Origin of the sequence: Sphingobacterium micropteri, from assembly GCF_014692515.1 — a bacterium.
GTDB classification, from domain to species: Bacteria; Bacteroidota; Bacteroidia; order Sphingobacteriales; family Sphingobacteriaceae; genus Sphingobacterium; species Sphingobacterium micropteri.
This window is the reverse complement of record NZ_JACOIK010000002.1, coordinates 270950-292407: the sequence shown is the minus strand read 5'-3', so window position 1 is coordinate 292407 and position 21458 is coordinate 270950. Positions and strand designations below refer to the sequence as shown.

Annotated in this window: 20 protein-coding genes; 10 read left to right on the top strand and 10 right to left on the bottom strand. The window is 44.3% G+C overall.

Annotated elements, in window-relative coordinates:
- Positions 1-18: 18 nt before the first annotated feature.
- Positions 19-213: a hypothetical protein gene (locus H8B06_RS20575; protein ID WP_223857457.1), complete on the bottom strand. Its 195-nt coding sequence runs from the start codon at positions 211-213 to the stop codon at positions 19-21.
- Positions 214-250: 37 nt separating this feature from the next.
- Here H8B06_RS20575 and H8B06_RS03820 point away from each other — a divergent pair, with 37 nt between their 5' ends.
- From H8B06_RS03820 to recG, 4 genes are all read left to right on the top strand, one after another.
- Positions 251-637, top strand: coding sequence for a RidA family protein (locus tag H8B06_RS03820; RefSeq protein ID WP_190992973.1), 387 nt, complete (start codon positions 251-253; stop codon positions 635-637).
- A gap of 3 nt (positions 638-640) precedes the next feature.
- Positions 641-1561 (top strand): EamA family transporter, encoded by a 921-nt coding sequence (locus H8B06_RS03815; RefSeq protein ID WP_317170844.1) that lies wholly within the window; start codon positions 641-643, stop codon positions 1559-1561.
- Positions 1562-1689: 128 nt separating this feature from the next.
- Positions 1690-2106, top strand: coding sequence for a hypothetical protein (locus H8B06_RS03810; RefSeq protein ID WP_190992972.1), 417 nt, complete (start codon positions 1690-1692; stop codon positions 2104-2106).
- A 34-nt stretch (positions 2107-2140) separates the two neighbouring features.
- The gene (gene recG, locus H8B06_RS03805) at positions 2141-4246 is read left to right on the top strand and encodes an ATP-dependent DNA helicase RecG (RefSeq protein ID WP_190992971.1); all 2106 of its coding nucleotides are present in this window, start codon (positions 2141-2143) and stop codon (positions 4244-4246) included.
- Between the two features lie 114 nt (positions 4247-4360).
- On the opposite strand, the gene H8B06_RS03800 is transcribed toward recG, so the two are convergent.
- From H8B06_RS03800 to H8B06_RS03760, 9 genes are all read right to left on the bottom strand, one after another.
- Entirely contained in the window at positions 4361-6745 is a 2385-nt protein-coding gene (locus H8B06_RS03800; RefSeq protein WP_190993070.1) for a TonB-dependent receptor, read from the bottom strand.
- A 2-nt stretch (positions 6746-6747) separates the two neighbouring features.
- Positions 6748-9114, bottom strand: coding sequence for a TonB-dependent receptor (locus H8B06_RS03795; protein WP_190992970.1), 2367 nt, complete (start codon positions 9112-9114; stop codon positions 6748-6750).
- A gap of 59 nt (positions 9115-9173) precedes the next feature.
- Positions 9174-10373 (bottom strand): hypothetical protein, encoded by a 1200-nt coding sequence (locus tag H8B06_RS03790; RefSeq protein WP_190992969.1) that lies wholly within the window; start codon positions 10371-10373, stop codon positions 9174-9176.
- Positions 10374-10394: 21 nt separating this feature from the next.
- On the bottom strand, positions 10395-11462 hold the full coding sequence (locus H8B06_RS03785) for a hypothetical protein (protein WP_190992968.1): 1068 nt from the start codon (positions 11460-11462) through the stop codon (positions 10395-10397).
- Positions 11463-11530: 68 nt separating this feature from the next.
- A complete protein-coding gene (locus H8B06_RS03780; RefSeq protein ID WP_190992967.1) occupies positions 11531-12808 on the bottom strand; it encodes a hypothetical protein in 1278 nt (425 codons plus the stop codon).
- Positions 12809-12851: 43 nt separating this feature from the next.
- The gene (locus tag H8B06_RS03775) at positions 12852-13775 is read right to left on the bottom strand and encodes a hypothetical protein (protein ID WP_190992966.1); all 924 of its coding nucleotides are present in this window, start codon (positions 13773-13775) and stop codon (positions 12852-12854) included.
- A 56-nt stretch (positions 13776-13831) separates the two neighbouring features.
- Positions 13832-14536: an HmuY family protein gene (locus H8B06_RS03770; protein WP_190992965.1), complete on the bottom strand. Its 705-nt coding sequence runs from the start codon at positions 14534-14536 to the stop codon at positions 13832-13834.
- 53 nt (positions 14537-14589) lie between these two features.
- A complete protein-coding gene (locus H8B06_RS03765; protein ID WP_190992964.1) occupies positions 14590-14877 on the bottom strand; it encodes a transcriptional repressor in 288 nt (95 codons plus the stop codon).
- Positions 14878-14889: 12 nt separating this feature from the next.
- Positions 14890-15453 (bottom strand): biliverdin-producing heme oxygenase, encoded by a 564-nt coding sequence (locus tag H8B06_RS03760; RefSeq protein WP_190992963.1) that lies wholly within the window; start codon positions 15451-15453, stop codon positions 14890-14892.
- Positions 15454-15592: 139 nt separating this feature from the next.
- Between H8B06_RS03760 and H8B06_RS03755 the strand changes: the two genes are divergently transcribed.
- The 6 genes from H8B06_RS03755 (at position 15593) to lipB (ending at position 21438) form a co-directional block, all read left to right on the top strand.
- Entirely contained in the window at positions 15593-16432 is an 840-nt protein-coding gene (locus H8B06_RS03755) for a heme/hemin ABC transporter substrate-binding protein (RefSeq protein WP_190992962.1), read from the top strand.
- On the top strand, positions 16429-17469 hold the full coding sequence (locus H8B06_RS03750; RefSeq protein ID WP_223857456.1) for a FecCD family ABC transporter permease: 1041 nt from the start codon (positions 16429-16431) through the stop codon (positions 17467-17469). The genes H8B06_RS03755 and H8B06_RS03750 overlap by 4 nt, the downstream gene beginning before the upstream one ends.
- A 3-nt stretch (positions 17470-17472) precedes the next feature.
- A complete protein-coding gene (locus tag H8B06_RS03745; RefSeq protein ID WP_190992961.1) occupies positions 17473-18315 on the top strand; it encodes a heme ABC transporter ATP-binding protein in 843 nt (280 codons plus the stop codon).
- Positions 18316-18351: 36 nt separating this feature from the next.
- Positions 18352-19353, top strand: a complete 1002-nt coding sequence (locus tag H8B06_RS03740; RefSeq protein ID WP_317170841.1) for a helix-turn-helix transcriptional regulator — start codon at positions 18352-18354, stop codon at positions 19351-19353.
- A gap of 173 nt (positions 19354-19526) precedes the next feature.
- Positions 19527-20717, top strand: coding sequence for a GTPase HflX (hflX, locus tag H8B06_RS03735; RefSeq protein WP_190992960.1), 1191 nt, complete (start codon positions 19527-19529; stop codon positions 20715-20717).
- Positions 20718-20742: 25 nt separating this feature from the next.
- The gene (gene lipB, locus H8B06_RS03730) at positions 20743-21438 is read left to right on the top strand and encodes a lipoyl(octanoyl) transferase LipB (protein ID WP_190992959.1); all 696 of its coding nucleotides are present in this window, start codon (positions 20743-20745) and stop codon (positions 21436-21438) included.
- The last annotated feature ends 20 nt before the right edge of the window (positions 21439-21458 follow it).

Sequence of the window (21458 nt, the reverse complement as noted above, 5' to 3'; positions counted from 1 at the left end):
AATATTTTTTGTACTAAGTTATGGAACATATAAACTTACGCAAAGTTTAGAACGGATTAATGCGTCCACTTTTGATTTTTTAGATTTTCCATTGTAAATTAGCACCATGGAGCCAAAGGAGACGAAACCACAACTTTCTGAATCATCCCGATTCAACAGAAAAGCTATGCGCATCATGAATATCGTTGCGATATCCGTGTTTATTTTGGCCATTATCTATAAAATATTTTTTTCAAAGTAACTTATCATCATGTCAAACAAACAGATATTAAATACCGAAAAGGCCCCGGCAGCTATCGGACCTTATAATCAAGCTATTCAAGCGGGAAACACATTATATGTTTCTGGACAAATCCCTTTGATTCCCGAAACGATGGAGTTAATCAATAGCGGTGTAGCAGATGAAACCCATCAGGTTTTAAAAAATGTACAAGCTATCTTAACACATGCTGGGTATACGCTCAACGATGTCGTAAAAGCGAGCATTTTCATCTCCAATATGGATGATTTCGCTACCATCAACGAGGTATATTCGCAATATTTCACCGAGAATCAGCCTGCGCGTGAAACGGTAGCGGTCAAGACACTTCCTAAAAACGTGAACGTAGAAATATCCGTTATTGCCTGGAAAGCATAGCTCGTGGAACAACAACCAGCGAAAACGGAAAGTCGCAGGAATTATTTTCTTGCGGCTTTTTTGGCTCCCCTAATATGGGGGTTTATGGCTATTCCGGTACGTTGGGTAAGGGAATATTCGGCACAAGATATTTTATACTATCGCATTCTGGCTGCACTTACCGTACTATGGTTATTTATCTTTCTATTCCGATTCAAGTTTTTAAAACGAGATATAGCCGTCTTTAAACGGTTACCAAGCCACCGGCAAACCCAAACGATTGGACTCACTATATCGGCTTCCGTGCTGATTTTTGGAAATTGGTTCACCTACATCTATGCCGTTAATCACATCAGCGTACAATCTGCGGCGTTTGCTTACCTCATCTGCCCGCTTATTACCGCCATAGCGGCATTTTTCATTCTTAAAGAACAACTCGGACCTTTAAAAAGGACCGCTCTTGGCATTGCATTGATTAGCGCGATTACATTGGCAACCGGTTCGCTTACAGATGTACTCTGGTCCATAAGTATTGCTTCGTTATACGCCCTTTATTTAATCGTTCAACGCGCCTCGCAGGGGTTTGACAAGCTGAATATGTTAGCCGTCCAGCTAACACTCTGTTCGTTATTTGTCATTCCTAAGCTTTTCATTAATCAACATGCTGTTCCTAAGGAGCCTTTTTTTTGGTTTAGCATACTGACAATAGCCGTCGTTTTCACAATCATCCCGTTATTTTTCAGCATGTATGCGCTAACACGTATATCGTCCTCTACTACGGGGGTTCTTCTTTATGTCAATCCACTCATTGCATTCACTTTGGCGATTACCTATTTCCAGGAGTCCGTTGCACCACATAAATATCTGGCCTATGCCTTCATCTTATTTGCTATTGTTCTTTTTAATTGGAAAACATTAAAAGAATTTATAACGAAAGTGCGGTAAAACTAACTAAACAACAAACTGTTATGGCACAAAATTGGTTTAACTTATTAAACCACAGAACCAAACGTAGCGTTCCATATAAAATGTACGTTCATTTTTATAATGTGATAAACTAAATACTATATGCCATGAAAAGATTTTTAATGTTATTAATGACGCTCGGAATTGTATTTGCTTGTGAAAAATCAGAAGTCGGCAGTAATCAGGAGGCCGATCGTGAAAGATTAGCCAAAATGCGACAGGAAATAGTAGACTTAATAGATGCTGTACCATGTGAAAATGCGGAAGACTGGCGCCCTCAAGCATTGGGAAGCAAAGCATGCGGCGGTCCGCAGGAATATATTCCTTATCCCGAGGCCGCTGATGAATCGGGCAATTTACTGGACTTGATTGAAAAATATACACAATTGGAGCGAGAATACAACAAGAAATATAACGTTGCTTCTGATTGTATGTATATAACATCTCCTACGGGGGTTCGTTGTGTGGATGGCAAACCGGAGTTTTTCAATATCGGAACCAACTCACCAGTCGTAACCAAATAAATAATATTTATTTGTAAATTAGCCGTTCTTAGGAATGGCTAATTTATCTGTAATAACCCCGATCGAATACCTAAAAGGTGTGGGGCCGCAAAAGGCAGACGTACTCAAAAAAGAGCTACAGATTTTTACTATTGGCGATTTACTATCTCATTACCCTTTTCGGTACATCGATCGCACACAGTTTCACAAAATTCGTCAGTTGCATCCCGATATGATCGGTGCACAGATTTTGGGACGCCTTATTTCTATTCAGGAAATTGGAGAAAAAAGAGCACGAAGACTAGTTGGTCAATTCCGGGACGACACCGGCGGCATCGAACTGGTGTGGTTTCAAAGCATCACCTGGCTAAAAAAAAGCTTGAAAGTAGGGTCTGCTTATATCATCTATGGCAAACCTTCCGAATTTAACGGTCAGATCTCTATCACGCACCCCGAGATGGAATTATTCCATGTGCAGGAAAAGAAAATTGGTAACCTAACCATGCAGCCTGTATATTCATCGACCGAAAAACTCAAAAAATTTAATCTTGATACCAGAGGTATACAGCGATTGCAACAAACGGCGTTGGAAACGGTTTTCAGCACATTGCAGGAGCCACTCCCCTCCTATCTGTTGGAAAAGCACCAATTGATGGATTATGCCCGGGCGATGCTTGCGATCCATTTCCCCCAAAATACGCCGGATTTAAACGCAGCCATCCGGCGGCTGAAATTTGAGGAATTGTTTTTTATTCAGCTTCGGTTGTTGCGTAATAAGCAGTTAAATACGCAAAAATATAAAGGTCATTGCTTTGACAAAGTAGGTGACAAATTCAATACTTTTTTTAATGAGCGGCTTCCTTTTCCGCTAACAAATGCCCAAAAACGAGTTATCAAGGAAATTCGACAAGATACGAACACGGGGGCACAGATGAACCGACTTGTACAGGGTGATGTAGGTTCCGGTAAAACGGTTGTGGCATTAATGTCCATGCTGATCGCCATCGATAACGGATACCAAGCTTGTATGATGGCACCAACCGAGATCCTGGCACAGCAACATTTCGCTGGAATTCGTGCATTGCTGGGCGACGAACTTTGTACTGTTAAGTTGTTAACAGGCTCTACAGCGATCAGGGAGAGACGATTGATACATGAACAACTGGAAGAGGGAACGTTGGATATCCTCATCGGAACACATGCACTCATTGAAGATAAGGTAAAGTTTAAAAACATCGGTTTCGTAGTCATTGACGAACAACATCGTTTTGGTGTAGAGCAGCGCGCAAAACTATGGCGTAAGAATATTGTGCCGCCACACATGTTGGTCATGACGGCGACCCCGATACCGCGTACGCTGGCGATGACCATGTATGGCGATCTGGATATTTCGGTTATCGACGAACTGCCAGCGGGACGTAAGCCTATAAAAACGGTACACTTCTACGAAAATCAACGTTTGCGGGTATTCGGCTTTATGCGGGAGGAAATTGCCAAAGGACGACAGATTTATGTTGTTTATCCGTTAATTAAGGAAAGTGAAAAAATGGATTTACTATACCTCGAAGCGGGTTTGGAGAACCTGCAACGGGAGTTTCCATTACCACAGTACAAAATCAGTATCGTACATGGTAAGATGCCCGTCAAGGATAAGGATTTCGAGATGCAGCGCTTTGTTAAAGGCGAAACGCAAATTATGGTTGCTACGACCGTTATTGAGGTCGGGGTGAATGTACCGAACGCCTCCGTGATGATCATAGAAAATGCAGAGCGTTTCGGATTATCGCAGCTACATCAACTCCGTGGTCGCGTAGGTCGGGGTGCGGAGCAATCTTTCTGCATCTTGTTGACAACACATAAGCTGAGCAAAGAAGGGAAGACCCGACTGGAAACCATGGTACGCACTTCGGATGGCTTTGAGATTGCCGAAGTCGACTTACAGCTCCGTGGACCGGGCGACATTTCCGGCACACAACAGTCTGGTGTGCTCGAAATGAAAATCGCTAATCTAGCGTCCGATCAAGCCCTTCTTACGGAAGCGCGTCATAGCGTTATAGAAATATTCAAGGAAGACCCCTCACTTTCCGCCGAGAAAAACACGCTGTTGGCACATTATCTTAATCAGCGGTCACCGGGTATTTCCTGGGATAAGATTTCTTAACGGTCTTCATTTCTCTCTGTAAAATATCATTTGAAAATGATCTATGACACGTTGGGTGTAAAAGGCCGTATGGAACTCAAAATCAATTTTCCGTAGCAGATAATGGTTGTGATCTTATCGTTGCAGGCGATAAGAAATACCACCGATAAACATCCTTCCGGGTTGACTGGGCATGAGCTGGTCTTTGAAATCGAGTATATTATCCACGGTGAAGGAGAGGAGAAGCCTGTCTTGTAACAACCGCTTTTCGACAAAAGTATTCAACAACACGTGTTCCGGAACAAAAGTATCAAACCGGTCAATAAACTGATTATTGTTATAATCAGCAAAAGGATATTTTCCTCTATAATTGGCACGAAGTGAAATACGGACATCCCAAGGTCTGAAGTGGTAAAAAACGCGGGCGTTCAACATGTGCCTGGAGCGATTTACGATTCCCCAGTAATCTGACACCTTTGGCGGAGGTGATTCGCCCGTTTTAGGATTGTGCAGATTTTGATTATATGGCCAATTACCGCCCCGTATGCTGTCGGCAACACTGAGGTCTTTGGCGATAAGATATTGATAACCCGCTTGAATATTGACTTTATCATTCAATTGCCACTGTATGTTAACGTCTATCCCCTTGTTAGTCGCTTTGGGCAAATTTCGGTAAGTATACAATTGACTGATGCCTGTCCCAGTAGCAACCGGTATCGCATCGATCTGGTTTTTTAAGTAATGATAGAAAACACCGCCTTCAAGCGTTATTTGGGCTGTTGGCTTATATTGTGGTCCGAAATTAAAGGAAGTGCTTTGCTCAGGTTTCAAGTTTTGATCGAGCTGATCGGCGATATGAAAAATCTCACTGATTTCTCCATTGCTTTGCATTTGCTGCAACGTCTCCCTTAACACATCGTTACCAATAACCAGATAGCTGGCTGAAGGATTAAAGAAAACAAGATAGCGCATGCGGTAGTCGGGCGCTTTAAAACCTGAACCTATACCCGTTTTAAGCGATATTTTCTCATTGATGTAATATTGAAGCCCAAAACTGGGATTGATACGACCACCGTATGAACTGGTCTGGTCGTAGCGCAGTCCACCGCGCACATCCAGTTTTTCCCAGAACCGTTTGTCCCCCTGGAGGTAGGCAAAGGCCGTCGTGAGAACGGGAATATCACCAAGCGCCTTGTCGTCCATATGCTCCATGCTGCCGCCTAAACCACCTGTCAGACTCATTCCGTTCCGATAGCTTTTAGCGAATTGCTGTTCAAAACGGTGTACCGTCTGTCTGAACGAAAGTTCACCACTGTTATGGTCGTTCCCCTGCCAACGGTTCGCCTGATCCACATGATAATCCGTTAGATAGTAACGGCTCATGCTACGAAGGCCAGACCGAAACGTATGGTCGAGATTCAAGGAAAAATTAACATCTTTTTCGTCTTGCTGATCGCTGGCTTGCCATTCATCGCCCCAGTTTTTGGTCATGTCCGATCGACGTACGCCATAGCGTATACTCGTGCCTAAATAGGTTTGTCGGCCCAGCTGATAGCGTATGCGAGCCTGTGTATCAAAATTTTGATATGGTGGGCTGGATTGACCGGAAGATAAATACGGGTTGGTATTGAATCCATCCGTGCGGTAATAATTGGCGCTAAGCTGCACCGAACCCCGCTGATACGCAAATGGGGCCTCAGCATCAACAGTAGCGTCAACCATATTCAACGATCCATACCGCAACGCCAACTGCGCCTGCGGCTCCACTGCACCATATCGGGTAATAATATTAATAGCACCGCCGAGAGCATCGCTACCGAATAAACAGGAAGAAGCACCTTTAACAATTTCTATGCGTTCAATGTTGCTGACCGATATTCTGGATAAATCAAAATTTCCATTGTTCCGTCCTACTATCGGTTGGCCATCAATAAGTACCATGACGTACTCACTGCCAAAGCCCTGCAACTGTACGCCCACCGAGCGATTGCCGCCCGTAATATTATTGACGATCGCCATACCGGTCTGCTCTTTGAGCACCTCATCTAAACGCCGGCTACCCATCTGCTCGATCATCTGCCGGCTGATGACTTGTACCGGCATCGCTGAGCGGCTCAATTTTAACAACTGATCGGGTGATTCTTGCTCTGTCACTGCCGCACTGACCACAACCTCCGCTATCGTGCGTATATGCTGTAGCACGATTTGTCTTTCGACAGATTTCCCCAAGGCAATAACAACCGTATCGCTGTACGTAACATAGTCCTTATGGGAAGCCGAGAGCCGGTAGGTACCAGGGTATAGGTCGTCGATAGCAAATAGACCACGCTGGTCGGTCTGCATGATGTGTTTATCCGGTTCCAGCGTAATCGTTACGCCTTGCAATGCCTCTCCTTTTTCATCGGAGATCTTACCCCAAAAACGACCCGTCTGCGCGTAGGAAAAGGAGGCTGTTATCGCTAGCAGCAAGACAAAAATATAACGTAATAATATCACCGACGTACCGCAGTTATAAATCATCACTATTTATGCAGATTATATGTCAGTCCTACGAAATATACTCTTCCGGGCTGGAAAGGCATCTTTGAGTCAATAAAATTCAACATATTTTCCGTCGTGGCACGAATGGCAAGGCGCTGTGCCGGAAATTTTTTCTCAATCCCGGCGTTGAGCAGATAATGTCCACGGACAAAGGTATCGAACCGATCAAGATAACCATTGTTATTTCGATCACTAAAAGGATATTTCCCTCTATAGTTAAGTCGAAAATTGAAGGTCATATCCAATGGCTGATAAGTATAGAAGACACGTGCATTGAACATATGGTTTGACCGGTTTTCAATTCCCCAATAGTCGCTCGCAGATGGGTTATAATTAACCGATCCTCCTACTGGATCAAACAACGGATCAAAAAACTGTCCGCCCTCCCGTATCTCATTGGCGACCGTACGGTCTTTAGCAATCAAGTATTGGTAGCCGCCGCTGATAAACAGATCACGGAACGGACTGTAGGTAAATGAAAAGTCAGCTCCTTGATAATACGCTTCGGGGTTGTTCATATACGAATAAATATGCCCACCATCGATGTCCTGCCCTATCCGCACCCGGTTAATCTGGTTTTTGATGTCGTGATGGAACGCACTGGCCTCTGCCCGGATCTTCCGGTCAGTCGATTCCCAGATCAGGCTAAAGTTGTAAGACTTACTTTGCTCGGCGTTCAGTGCCAGCCCTTTGATTTCATCGTAAATGGACTCCAGTTCATACTGGCTCACGCGACCGCTCTGTCGAAGTGAATTCATGACATCGAGCATAGTATAGGTACCTAAAAGCATGCTGTTAATACCTGGATCATAGGAAACTTGATAGAGTTTTTTCATATCGGGTGCTTTGAATGCCGTACCGTAGGCCATCTTGGCGGTTAGGTTGGGAAGTATCTCATATTTCAGTGCGGCGCTCGGATCCAGTCGCCATCCGTAGTCCACAATCTTGTCGTAACGCAGTCCGAAAGTCACCTCCAGCTTGGGAATGATATGCCAATTTGCTTGCGAATAGGCAAAGTATGTTTTGATCTCATCAATACCGGTCAAGATAGTCTCATCGATGTTTTCGATGGTACCACCGGCCCCGGTAATGACATCCAATTTATCCGGTATGCTATACGCTATCTGTTGCTCGAGACGGTGGAGGGTTTGTCCGAAACTGGACTGGCTCAGGCTGTCTCCCTGTGTAAGTGCTACAAAATTGTCATTATCAAAACGTGTAAAGTAGTAGCGGGTCATGCTGCGCCAACGATCGCTGAAACGATGGTCAAAGTTGGCCATCAGGTTGAGATCGCGGTCTTCGAGGGCATCGTTGGTCTGATAATCGGTTCCGGAAAAGGCCTTATCCATAAAGCTACGGCGCAGCCCATAGCGGCCGCTGACCGACATGGCATTGCGTTCGTTAAACTTGTACCGGAATCGGGCATGCCCTGCATAGTTATCGTATGGAGGCATGGTGCTACCCGAAATCAGTCCTTTTGTCGTATTGAATCCGCCGGTACGGTAGAAATTTCCACCCAAGGACAGGATGCCCTTCTCATTCAAAACGGGAGCTTCGCCGTCCAGCGAGACGTCGACCGTCTCGTTACTTCCGTAGGCCGCAGAAACGATGGCCTGTGGATCGGTCACAACTTGACGTGTGATGATATTAATTGTGCCGCCAAGTGCGTCACCTCCATAGATGTTGGATGCTGCACCTTTGGTAATCTCCACGCGTTCAATATTATTGACACTAATCCGTGACAAATCAAAATTCCCGTTGTTACGCCCCACGATGGGCTGCCCGTCGATCAGCACCATCACATATTCGCTGCCAAACCCTTGCATCTGTACCCCTACGGAGCGGGCACCTGCACCAATATCGTTGACAATCGCGATGCCGGTCTGCTCCTTAACGACCTCATCGAGACGCCTGCTTCCCATCAGCTCGATGGTACGACGGTCAATAATGGTAACGGGCATGATTGTATTTTCGATTTTCACCAAAGATTCCGTGTTGCTGTGGCTGCGGCGCTCTGCCGATACGGAAACACTCTCCAGCTCACTATTATCGGCCCTCAGCGTCACATCGTAGATATTGGTTCCAGCAGATAATCGGATGGTATCCGTAAACATCCGGAAGCCGATAAGCTGCACGCGCAGAGCTGTTTCGCCGGCGGGGATTTCGGTAAGGCGGTACAGCCCATTATTATCCGTCCGCATGGATTTCATTCCCACCGATACGGTTGCCCCCGGCAAGGGTTTTGCTTTGCTATCCGTCACCTTACCTTGTACGACGGTTTGCTGTTGGGCGTAGGCCTGCATCAGTATAGAGAACAGCAAAAATGCCGTTATGATGTATTTGTTCATGTGTCTTTATTGTTCGTTGTTCGGGACTAGTAAGAGATCACGAGTCACCAATCACGAGATTAATCCTTCGTCCTTAAATTCCTGCTTCCGTCTTTCTGGATAAAGTACCTGAATGTTAGATAGGGTGAAGGCCAGTTACGGTCGGTCAGTGTCTCGGGAGCTCCTTTGTACATGGAGATCAACTGCAGTTTGCCGTACAGATATTTGTGTGGACTCCCTTCCGGTTGTTGTAACCGTAAGTAATATGCCCGGTAGGGAAAGGGTTTAGCTATACCCGTGGCACCTAGTTCAAACCAGGAATTGATGCCTGGTCCATACTGCGAGTCGTAGGTCATTTGCATTTGATCTGCCGGCCGGTTGTCGAAAAACTCATCCTCCGGGGCTTCGTCCATAAAATCGTACCCATACTCATACATGATGACGGCGTGGCGGAGGGGGCTGCCCGACGCCGGACTAAGCTTCGCTTGGCCATTATTGAGGAAGACGACACCATTGTATTCGCCCGTAAAAGCCAAATCCCACTCATCGGTACGCAGATACCTTAAGGAGTCTGCATTGTCACGAAGGAAATGCTGCCAATGGTCACTGAAACGGAACAGGAATGGACTATATCGACCGGCTTCTTTGCCACTACGACTGAATTGTACTTCAATAAAATCCAGATTATTGCGATAATTAGCAGATCGCATCAACACCTCCCAAGCTATCCCGTTATAGACATATACCCGATTGTTTCGATTATTTCGATAAGCCCAATTAATAGCAGGATTTCGTGGTGCTTGTGCCAGAAAACCACGCCAATTGACTTCATAATCCTCATCGACCTGCAATGTATCAGCAAAATCCATATTAATTTCCATCTGATACCAGCTATCTGAACGTCTGATGTAATGAAAGTTATCCGTAGTATTTAAATAAGCATCGTTTTCTACAACTAATGCCGGATGAGAAGAAGATGGGTTCAACCAACGGATATCATTTTCAGAACTGCTATTCACATTTATCGCGCCATTGATCAACTCATTATCCAACGGAAAAAAACGAATCGAATCTGTCCAAGGTGAGTTGTAATAACGCTGTCTTATAAAAAGATCCCCATCTTCTAATTGATGTTCCCAACCATCCGTAGCCAATGTGTCACCCGGCAAATCATAAACTATCGTACTATGTCCATCCTCGTAATTAGGGGCTAAATCCTCCAACTTATAGCAAGACGACACGGTTAACCCTAACAATAATAGAATGATAAAATATCTCATTGGTCTGTAATTGTTTTGCGTCTATTCTGCTGCTGCGATTTTTATATATGCACGTTGCGGAAGCCCCGATGAAATAGATATGGCCGTAGTATAACTTCCCCACATAACGCCCATCGTGTAAGCTTTATATATCACTTGCGAGCTTATTATATCGTAGTCTATATACTGCGAGAAATCACTAGGAATCTTAAATGTGACCGAAGATTCTGTAATAGATTCTATGTCAACTTCGTGGTATTGTAGGGCTCCGTTAGAATCTGATGGACGAATACCCAATCGGATATGCAAAATATTTTCTCCTAGATAATAACGAGCTGCTGCACCATCCGATTCATCTTTAATTTCATGCTGAATCGTAATCGTTTGACCCGGACCTACAGTTTGTGTACCCGACGGATATGCAATCGTATATTGTTCATTTTTCAATGTTGGCTGGTACAAATCCAGCTCCAGACTTTCGGTACGTACGCCGCCCAAATCTACCCAAATGCGATGCAGACCCGTATCTTGTTCCATGGTAAACGCTGGAAGTTTTGCATTAATCTGATGTGGTGTAATCGTACTTGGATCTATTTCCAAGTCAAACTCAACACCATCTCTCAACCGTTGCATATACACTTTGTACTGATCGAGCGGAGCTGCCATAAAGTATTCTCCACGTAACGTAATTTCTGGTCTACTCAACCAAGCAAAAGCATCAACTAGTAAGCCTTGAAGCCTTGGAATTTCTCTATTTTTTTTTGGCACTAATCTATACTCGCGCTTGTCACCATTTTCGGCTGTAACGATATAAATGGTATTACGGGAAAAGGGGACACTTACATTTGCTTTCGGCTCAATTGTAGCACCAGCTGACAGGCTAATTGATGGCGATATTTCCGCCGGTAACGGCACGGCATCATCCCAATAGATGGTAATGCTATCGCCGGCAATTACCGCATCAATGGAGTCAACCAGACCATAGCCAGCTATTGTAAACGCCTGAATGTCTGCATATGGTCTTTTTAGTTGTTCGTATTCTGTTTTTGAGCACGATTGCGTAAAAAACAAAACTGTGCTTAAACATATAAGGCTTAATATCTTATACAATATGTAAATATTTTTGTTTGGAGTAGACATAAATTATTGTTCTATGATTAATTAAAATTATATCAATATTAGTTCTGTACACTGAATCTTAATGTGCGTATGTTGGTCGTTCTGTCAAATTGAAAACCTCCAAAAAACCAGGTTATATTATCTTTACCCCAAGCGATTCCCAATTCTGGATTATTTTCGTACTCGACATACACGTTAAATGGTGTCTGTAGTACACCGTCGGAACCCGATTTCATTTCGTACACCCCTATCGGAAGATTTGGGAAACGAAATGACAGTTCGTACTTTTCTGATTTTAAGATTTCCATATCAATTTCTTTCCCTACAAAGTCCTCTACAAAACCTGCTGGTGCTTGTGTAAACTTTGCATCCGCATCCACTTTTAAATACACACGTTTGACGCCTATGAAAGCGGTAGAGCCTTCGTAGCGTTTATCCAAAGTTCTGGTAATCGTTGCTTCGCTTTTCTTAAACACTTTATCAAAACTTGATGGTGCCGCATTCGTGCCATCTTGAAAAGCAATCGTTCCTGATAGATTATTTCTAGTAGGCATTGAATATTCAGCGATCGCTAATCCAACCGGCAAATCTATTTGGCGCCCTTGATGCTCAACATGCACATCAAAGAATCCTATGGGAGCATCTTCCAGCCAGCCTAAAGATAATACATAGTTTTCTGCACCAATATCTAAGTTCATTTTAGAAGGGTTTTTATATTCAATTTTCTCTCCTGTTATTTGGTTTGTGAAGTAAACCTTCAAGCTTTCCATACTCAGAGAATTGAAATTACCCTCGATAAAAACTGGACCTTCGAGGGACGACCCTCTAACTCTTTGAAACAGATCTCCTCCATCGTAATACTTCCCATTAGAGGTTGAACTATTATTTCTAAACGCTAGCACTAACGGATCTCGATGTGGCGTATATTCTTGCGTAATGGTATAGGTCCTATATTGATTATCTTCGCTTCTTACGATATACTTAATCGTATCTCCAATGGCGACAGCTTGTAATTCGTCCTCTAATAAATTGATTTCTACACTATCAACGTCCAAAAGTGTAGCACCGGGATCTAAGGTGACATCAGCTAATATATAATCCAAACCGAGATAATAAGGCAAGCGTACGTCGATCGTATTTTGCTCTTGGTTGATTGCCGCCAAAATCTCGTGTGGTGTATTGCGGACCTTGTAGGCAAGTATCCTGTTTTTAGCTTCCGGTTCGTATTCTACAATTTCGGTTTTTGTACAGGAATTAAAACATATGATCAACATACTAAAAAACAATAGAGCGGCTATTCTTTTTTGAAGAGACATTTTAACGAGAGGATTTTTCATTTTATATGAATATGGTTGTTATTTATTTATGATTAAAAACGTATTAGTTACTTAAGGAATCACCAATTATCTTAGTGCCACGTGTCATATCAATTGTTAGAGGGGTTCTTCTTTCCACAAAACCAAAGCGTAGTTCTTCTGCCTTGATCACCATGTAGCGGAAACTCACCGATCCTACCAAAAAGTTTTCCAAACCCCGACGCATAAGCTCCGGGTCTAAAATATCATGATAATAAGAAAGCATTTCCACCTTTGCGTAATTCCCTCTTGCCGTCCGGACAATCATCGCTCTCGGACGAAGAGGACCTCCATGAATATTTTTTGCGTTTGGAAAGGTGCGTAGTAATTCTTCGGAAAGTGCATACAGCATGTGTGAGTACATCCGTGCTTCCTCCGCCAGTACCGGATCCGGGCTATCGCGGTTGATGACCTTATCAGGGCGTATAAAATTTCCGCCATAAGTATAGACGGTCGTCCCTATTCTTGTTGACATTGTCCCTTGAGCGTCCAAGCCACCGTAGCCGGGTACTTCTAAGATTATTCCTGCCGGTACATCCATGATTTTACTGTAGAATGTATCGAGAACGACTAATCCACCGACAGCATTACTGCCATAACCAATTCCCCTAGCACTTCCACTATTGGCGGTAATATCTCCAAATCCACCAATCGACAAATCCCATCGTTCTGATACGGTATAGGCGTCATGGATTCGTGAAAAACGCTCTAAACTAAATAACGTACTTGGTTGTTCAGCATCCAAAGGGGAACGATCTGAGGGCTGTTGAATATTTTCCACACCCTCAAATGGCTGGAAATTTAATACCGTAATCTCCCGATTAAAAACCGAGTCGTTCAACGGCGTCTCCGGCTCCCATTCAAAAGCGTTGAGGTCGTACACTTCTCCACAAGAAGCAAATAAGACCAATATCGCTCCAGAGAGAATGATGCTTAGTTTCATTTTCATAGGTATACATGTTGTTTTCATTTGTCAATAATCAGCGGATAATGTTCAGAAATTCATTAATTTGTTTTCAAATTCCGGCTACCATCGGGTTGCACGTAGTACCTAAAGGTGAGATAAGGTGCCGGCCAATACATATCCGTAACCGCCGGCGGATTCCCTTTATACACACTATACAATTGTAGTTTTGCGAATTTTCCATCCGGCAACCGCAACGCATACGTGCGGTTGGTATAGGGGCGCATCACATGCGTACTGGAATTGTAAGCATACCAACCCGGCGACTGCTCATTGTCTGCTTGGCCTATACTGACCAAGTTACTACTGTCAAATTCCGCATCACTGGGCGCGGTAGTCACAGACTCGTACGACTGCTGCAATAATACAATCGCGGTTCTATCGGCCGGACCATCGTATCCCGGATTGCTCTCTTGTGTAGCATTGTTGACAGACACGATGCTGTTGTACGGCCCATTGAAGGCTAAATCCCATGTGTCGGTTTGCATGATCGTGGAATCTGATTCCGGCCGCAGCCAGATCTGTCTCTTACTTTCCAGGTCAAACAAAAAAGTATAGAAGTCACGTTGTTCCTTTCCGTCCACACCGTCCATCATGGAAGCCTTGGTATCCCCCGCTAGATCATATATGACGGTACTTTTGCCATCCTCCATGGAAGGTGTGGCATCATCATCTTTACTACAAGCAGCAAACAGAAGTACGACTGCTACATATTTAAACTTATTTAAACCAATTCTAAATAACATGCCGCAAATGTGATCAATCTTTTCTAAACATTGTATATGCAATCCGTATTATTTTATATGCAATCTGTATTTTGAGGCGCTATTGGACTGCAAAGATTAAACTGTTGCCGGTTATCTACTTTTGCACAATGTACGTAACCAAGCTCTTTCAACAATCGAAGGGTGTTGTACACGGTTGTCCAGCTAATCGTATGCTGCTGCCGGATGCTTACCCAAAAATCATCCACATTTTCTATACACTGTATTTTACAAATATGGTCGATAATAATACGACGGTGTTGACTGATAATATACCCTTTAGCAGTCAACCTATTCACTATCACGTTATGGATCTCTTCCATGGTAGAAGAAAGTTATGCTATAGACTGTGCACCGGCGAATACCTCTCCAAACCGTTGGAAAGTTTCGTTAGCCGTTTGCAGCATCGCCTCTTCATCTTCCACAGTTTGCGGAACACTGTTCAATATAGCGGTGAAAGTTTGCCACATCTTTCCACTGTCGGCGCCATATCCAGAGAAGAAATGAAAGCCCTTTTCCATGCCATATTTCTGTAGCATCTGCACGATATAAGGTCCGCCCATAATGGAGCCTTCCAACACATATAAAGCACCAAATGCCTGTGCGGTATTATGGATTACGGGTGCTGATGCCGCAGGCAAATCGGTCGCATCCGAGCCCAGTTCTTCGATATCTCTTTTGATATAGGTCGAATTGCGTCGCTCGGCTATATCGGGTAATGTATTGCTATCGATGTAAGGAGCTATGGCTTTCTCCACAACGGAGAAATACGCATAAAAATTTTTCAATACGCGGGCATAATCTGCTTCGCTCCTAACTTGTTTAAGCTGTAAGACAACCGTCTTCTCTAGTTCTTGATGGGCTTGCTTTGTAGCCTCTTTGATTTTTGTACTTACCATAGTGCCACAAAGTTGGACAACAACCGTGGAAGTGCTTATATGGAATCCGTATTTCTTTATATGCAATCCGTATTATTTTTAATAAGTCTACATAAGCATTTGTTTTTGGCTCGTATTAATCATTCCTTTGCATAGAAATATGAAACGATCTGTAGGTCTATTGGGATTCTTCCTCGCTGTCATGCTACTGCAAAATGCTGCTGCTCAACAACGTATCATCACATTAAGTGGCGCGTTGAGCGAAACAGTGCATGCCCTGGGGAAAGAAAAAAACATCGTTGCGGTGGATGTCACGAGCGAATATCCAGCTGCCATCAAACAGAAACCACGTGCGAGCCGCGACCGTACGTTTTCGTTGGAAGGGCTATTGGGCTTCCGGCCGGATCTGATCCTTACCCCGCCAGACGAACTCAGCTATGCCGTGGAGAGCAAGCTGAAGCGATTAGGTGTAAAAGTGGTTACCATACAACAGGAATATTCCGTAAAAGGAGCAGAACACTTTGTGCGGGATGTTGCCGATGCGATCGACGCATCAGCAGCAGGTAGAGCTTTAGTAAAAAAGCTCCAAACAGATCTACAATCGCTACTGGCCAGTCTACCAACAGGTAAAGACAAACCCAAGGTTCTGTTTATCTATGCGCGTGGTGTTGGCACGATGAGTGTAGCGGGCAAAGGAAGCTCGCTCGATGCCATCATCGGTCTGGCCGGCGGTCGCAATGCGGTACAGGAGTTTAATGATTTCAAGCCTTATAGCACAGAAGCATTGATAAAAGCAAATCCCGATGTACTGCTCCTGTTTGATTTTGGAACAAGTAGTTTAGGCGGAAAGAATGCCGTATTAAATATGCCGGGTGTATCGCTTACGAATGCCGGCAAAAACAAACGGGTCATCTCGATGGACGGAAATCTATTGGTCAATTTTTCAATCCGTTTACCACAGGCAATCAAGGAATTGAATCAACAGTTGTATCGGAATTGAAAAAGAAAATCATATACCTTATCCTGATCATTGTCCTCTTGCTGGCAATGGCTTTATCGCTTAGTTTTGGTGCTTTTTATATACCGCTGAAAGAAATATGGCTGAATATGCTGCAAAAAGTGGGTTTATTCCGTGCCACGCCCATAGATGAGCTGTACGGCGGTGTGATCGACCTGGTCCGTTGGCCGCGGACACTGTTGGGTGTGCTGGTGGGCGCCGCTTTAGGTATTAGCGGTGCAGCTATCCAGGCAATCTTCCGGAATCCACTTGCGGAGCCGGGTTTAATCGGTGTATCAGCAGGTGCTTCTTTGGTCGCTGCCTCCATTATCGCGTTCGAAACGATGCTTTTTGCTTCGTTAGGTCAACTGTTCGGCCATTATCTATTGGCTGTCGGCGCTTTTGCTGGTGCCGGTATTGCCACCTGGATGGTGTACCGAATCTCCCTGCACGACGGAAAGCCACATATCGGCACCATGATATTGGCGGGTGTGGCCATCAATGCATTGGCGGGTTCTTTGACAGGATTAATCTCCTTTCTTTCGGACGAACAGCAGCTACGGACGATCACCTTCTGGATGCTGGGAAGCTTAGGAGGTGCCAGCTGGGAGGCTGTCTGGACGATGATACCTTTTGTATTATTAGCGGTGGCAGGTTTACCTTTTTTGGCAAAGGCGTTGAACGCCTTTGCGCTCGGCGAGCACGAAGCTAGTCAATTGGGGCAAAATCCCCAACGCATCAAAATCCTGGTGATTATCTTATCCACCATGGCCGTGGGTGCGGCGGTTTCGGTATCTGGCATTATCGGTTTTGTAGGGTTATTGGTCCCACACGCCGTGCGCATGTTGGGTGGTTCGGATAATCGATATGTTTTACCAGCATCGGCTTTGCTGGGTAGTATTATTTTGACAGTAGCCGATCTGATTGCCCGAACCATCGTTATACCTTCGGAAATACCCATCGGCGTGGTAACCGCTTTACTCGGCACGCCGTTATTTTTATATATTCTAATACGCGATAAGAAGAAGATAATAGTTTAAACAATGCTAATAGCAGAAAACCTGACATACACCATAAAGAAGCATATTATATTGAAAGGGGTGAATTTTGCTATTCGTCCCGGCGAAATGGTGGGTTTGCTCGGTGCCAACGGAGCGGGAAAATCGAGTTTAATCAAGTTGTTGAATGGAGAGTATACGCCGACAGCAGGCCTCGTTAACTTATGTGGGAACAACCTTGACACTTATTCTGTTGTTTCTTTAGCCAAAATGCGGGCCACCATGGCGCAGCAACATCGGGTATCAGCGGATTTTACGGTGAAAGAAATTGTGATGATGGGAAGATATCCGCATTATAACCACCAGCCGCAAACAGCGGATCTGGAAGCTGTGGAGCAGACCATGGAGCTGTGCGGGGTGAGTCATCTGGAGGATCGCTCTATTTTAAGCCTGTCTGGCGGTGAATCCCAACGCGTACACCTGGCGCGGGTGCTCGCTCAACTCTGGAAACAGCCAAATGCGCTGTTGCTCCTGGATGAACCGATTTCCGCAATGGACATCAAATTTCAGCACCAGACCTTGTCGCTGGCCCGAGCACTGGCCGACCACGGGTGGATCGTCGTAGCTGTCTTGCACGATATCAATTTGGCAGCACAATATGCTGACCGCCTGTTTCTAATGAAAAATGGACGAAAGTTGATGGATGGTACTCCGTCCGAAGTATTAAATTCCAGAAATATCTATACCATTTTTGGAATAGATGCTGATGTCGTCCTCAATCCAACGACATTGCATACGTATATCGTGCCCAAAGTGGTACGGCCTTTGCCTTTAGATTTTCTCCTGAAGAAGGAGAAAATAGTGGATAATAGCCAAGCTGTTATTTAGAATCTTTTTAAATAATGACACAAAAAATGTACCTTTGTGTTTAACGAAGTAGAGCGCATTAACATGTTGATCAAATCACGTATCGAAGGACTATCTGGTTGGCTGTTTGAAGAAAACGTCCCGGATGCTTATGTTCCGAACTACAGTTTGGTCGAAAAGAGTATCGCGGTCCGGGAAGAGCCTATTTTTTTGGAAAACACACGGGTAACATCCGGCGGGTTGTTTATGATGTACTCTTCCATGCGATTCGACAAGCCAACGACGATTTATACCGAAGTAAACGGCGAAACGGTCAGTAGTCAATTTATTTTCTACAAGAAAGCAGACGACAACGCAAAGGTAAAAAATGCGCTCTACGGAAGAAGCAGACACAATATCCGTTACATCCCGACGACGAGTAGTGAACACGAAGTCAAATCGGGTATTGACTACATGTATTTCCTTATCGTTTTGAGTAAGGATTACTATTTTAACCTTATCGACCGGCACTCGATTCTACATGAAGATTTTGTCCGCGAGATCGAACGGGGCAATTATACCTCATTTACCGACGAGGATTTCTTTGTTACATTGGAAATGCGCCGTGTCATCGACGACATCATGCAGTGCCAACAGGAAGGAGAACTAAAACGCGTCCATACCGAGGCTCGTATCTTGGAGCTTTTGATGTATCAGTTGGAACAGCTGGGCGGCAATGGACAGGAACAGGAAGTCATTAAAGGAGACGATATCTTTAAGCTGGAACAGGCAAGGGAAATATTGAACGAGCGATACGCTGCTCCGCCAACGCAAAAAGAGCTTTCGCGCGAGGTTGGACTTAATGAATTTAAGCTACGACGGGGTTTTAAAGAATATTTTGGTATAACCGTCTACGATTTTATTACCCGGCTTCGTATGGAAAAAGCAAAGAAATTGCTGTTAGACGAACAGCGTTCTATTAGTGAGGTTACCTATTTAGTTGGGTTCTCCCATCAAAACAATTTTAGCATAGCATTCAAAAAATATTTCGGAGTGCCTCCAAGTGAATTGAAGCTCTAGGGTCGCAATTTTATCCCGTGTTCGTATCTAAAATCCTTCCCTCATCATTTCTTTGTATCGTGTATTAAGGTAACGGAACCCTTTGGCTAGAATCGTCTCTACGTTAGCACAAAAACCATTATCTTTGTAAGATTGTTCTATTTATACAAGCTATCAGCGGTAAATAATAATACATGGGAAAAACAAAAATACACGATACAGCACTTAAACCGGAAACAGCCTTACTCGTTTCAGTGATAACACCTGATATTTCAGAGCAGACGGCAAAAGATTATCTGCAGGAGCTAGAGTTCCTCGTGCAGACAGCCGGAGGTGAGGTACAAGGTGTTTTCACGCAAAAATTAGCCAAGCCCGAACACGCCACTTTTGTGGGATCGGGTAAGCTGGAAGAAATCCGGCAATATGCGGATGCCGAGGAGATTGACATGATTGTGTTCGACGATGAATTGTCACCTTCACAGCTCCGCAACGTTGAACGGGAACTCAAACGTAAAATCTTGGATCGTTCCAACCTGATTCTGGACATCTTCGCCAAGCATGCGCAAACGGCGCAGGCCAAGACACAGGTCGAGCTGGCACAATTGCAGTATCTGTTACCCCGGTTAACACGTATGTGGACCCACTTGGAGCGCCAACGAGGAGGTATCGGTATGCGCGGACCGGGGGAATCGCAAATTGAAACAGATAGACGGATTATCCTCAATAAAATATCGTTGCTGAAAGAACGCTTACGGGTCATCGACAAACAGAATGAAACCCAACGTAAAAACCGAGGCGAGCTTATACGCGTCGCCCTCGTCGGCTATACCAATGTCGGGAAGTCCACGATATTGAACATGATCTCCAAATCGGACGTGCTCATGGAAAATAAGCTGTTTGCAACGCTGGATACAACGGTGCGGAAGGTGGTTATCGACAACCTCCCTTTCCTGCTTTCGGATACGGTCGGGTTTATCCGCAAGCTGCCACACCATTTGGTGGAATCTTTTAAATCCACGTTGGACGAGGTCCGCGAAGCGGATGTACTTATACACGTGGTCGATATCTCCCACCCTAATTTTGAGGATCATATTGCTGCCGTAAACGAAACACTGAAAGATATCCATGCACTGGACAAACCCGTTATTACGATTTTCAACAAGATTGATGCTTATAAAGCTCCTGTAGAGGTTGATGAGAATGGTGAAGAAATTAAGGTGACGTTGGAAGATTTCAGAAACTCCTGGATGGCAAAAAACGCCGATCCGGCAATTTTCCTGTCGGCTACGGAGAAAATTAATGTCGAGGAATTCAAGCAAAAGCTATACGAGATCATCTCCAAAATGCATACGGCACGCTATCCGTATAATAATTTGCTTTACTAGCTTACGACTTATAGATAGCTATTTAATGAACAAACAAGTACAATATACAGACTGGGGGCTGGTCGATTATCAGGAGGCATGGGATCGTCAGGAAGAAATATTTACCCAAACAGTCGCAGTCAAGAACAAAAACCGGCTAAACGGTACTGCTCATCCTACCCCTAATCATCTGATCTTCACGGAGCACCCACATGTATATACCATGGGTAAAAGTGGCCATGAAGAATACTTATTGTTGGATGAAGTAGGTCTAAAGGAGAAAAACGTCACCTTTTATAAAATTAACCGTGGGGGGGATATCACCTATCACGGACCGGGACAAATTGTAGGCTATCCCATCTTGGATTTGGATAATTTTTTTACTGATATCCACTTATATCTACGCACACTGGAAGAAGCCGTTATCCGAACATGTACGGAATATGGTATAGAAGCTGGGCGATATGAGGGATACACCGGCGTCTGGCTGGATGCCGATAATGACAAAGCACGTAAAATATGTGCGATGGGCGTCCGCGCTTCCCGTTGGGTAACGATGCATGGATTCGCTTTCAATGTGAATGCAGATCTTGGTTATTTCGGAAATATAGTCCCCTGCGGCATAGACGATAAGGATGTGACTTCACTGGAGCGTGAACTTGGGCACAAACTGGATATGGAAGAGGTTAAAAGCAAACTCAAAGGCCATATCGCTGATTTGTTTCAGATGGAGTTGATATAGTGATGTGTTTTATAATTAAA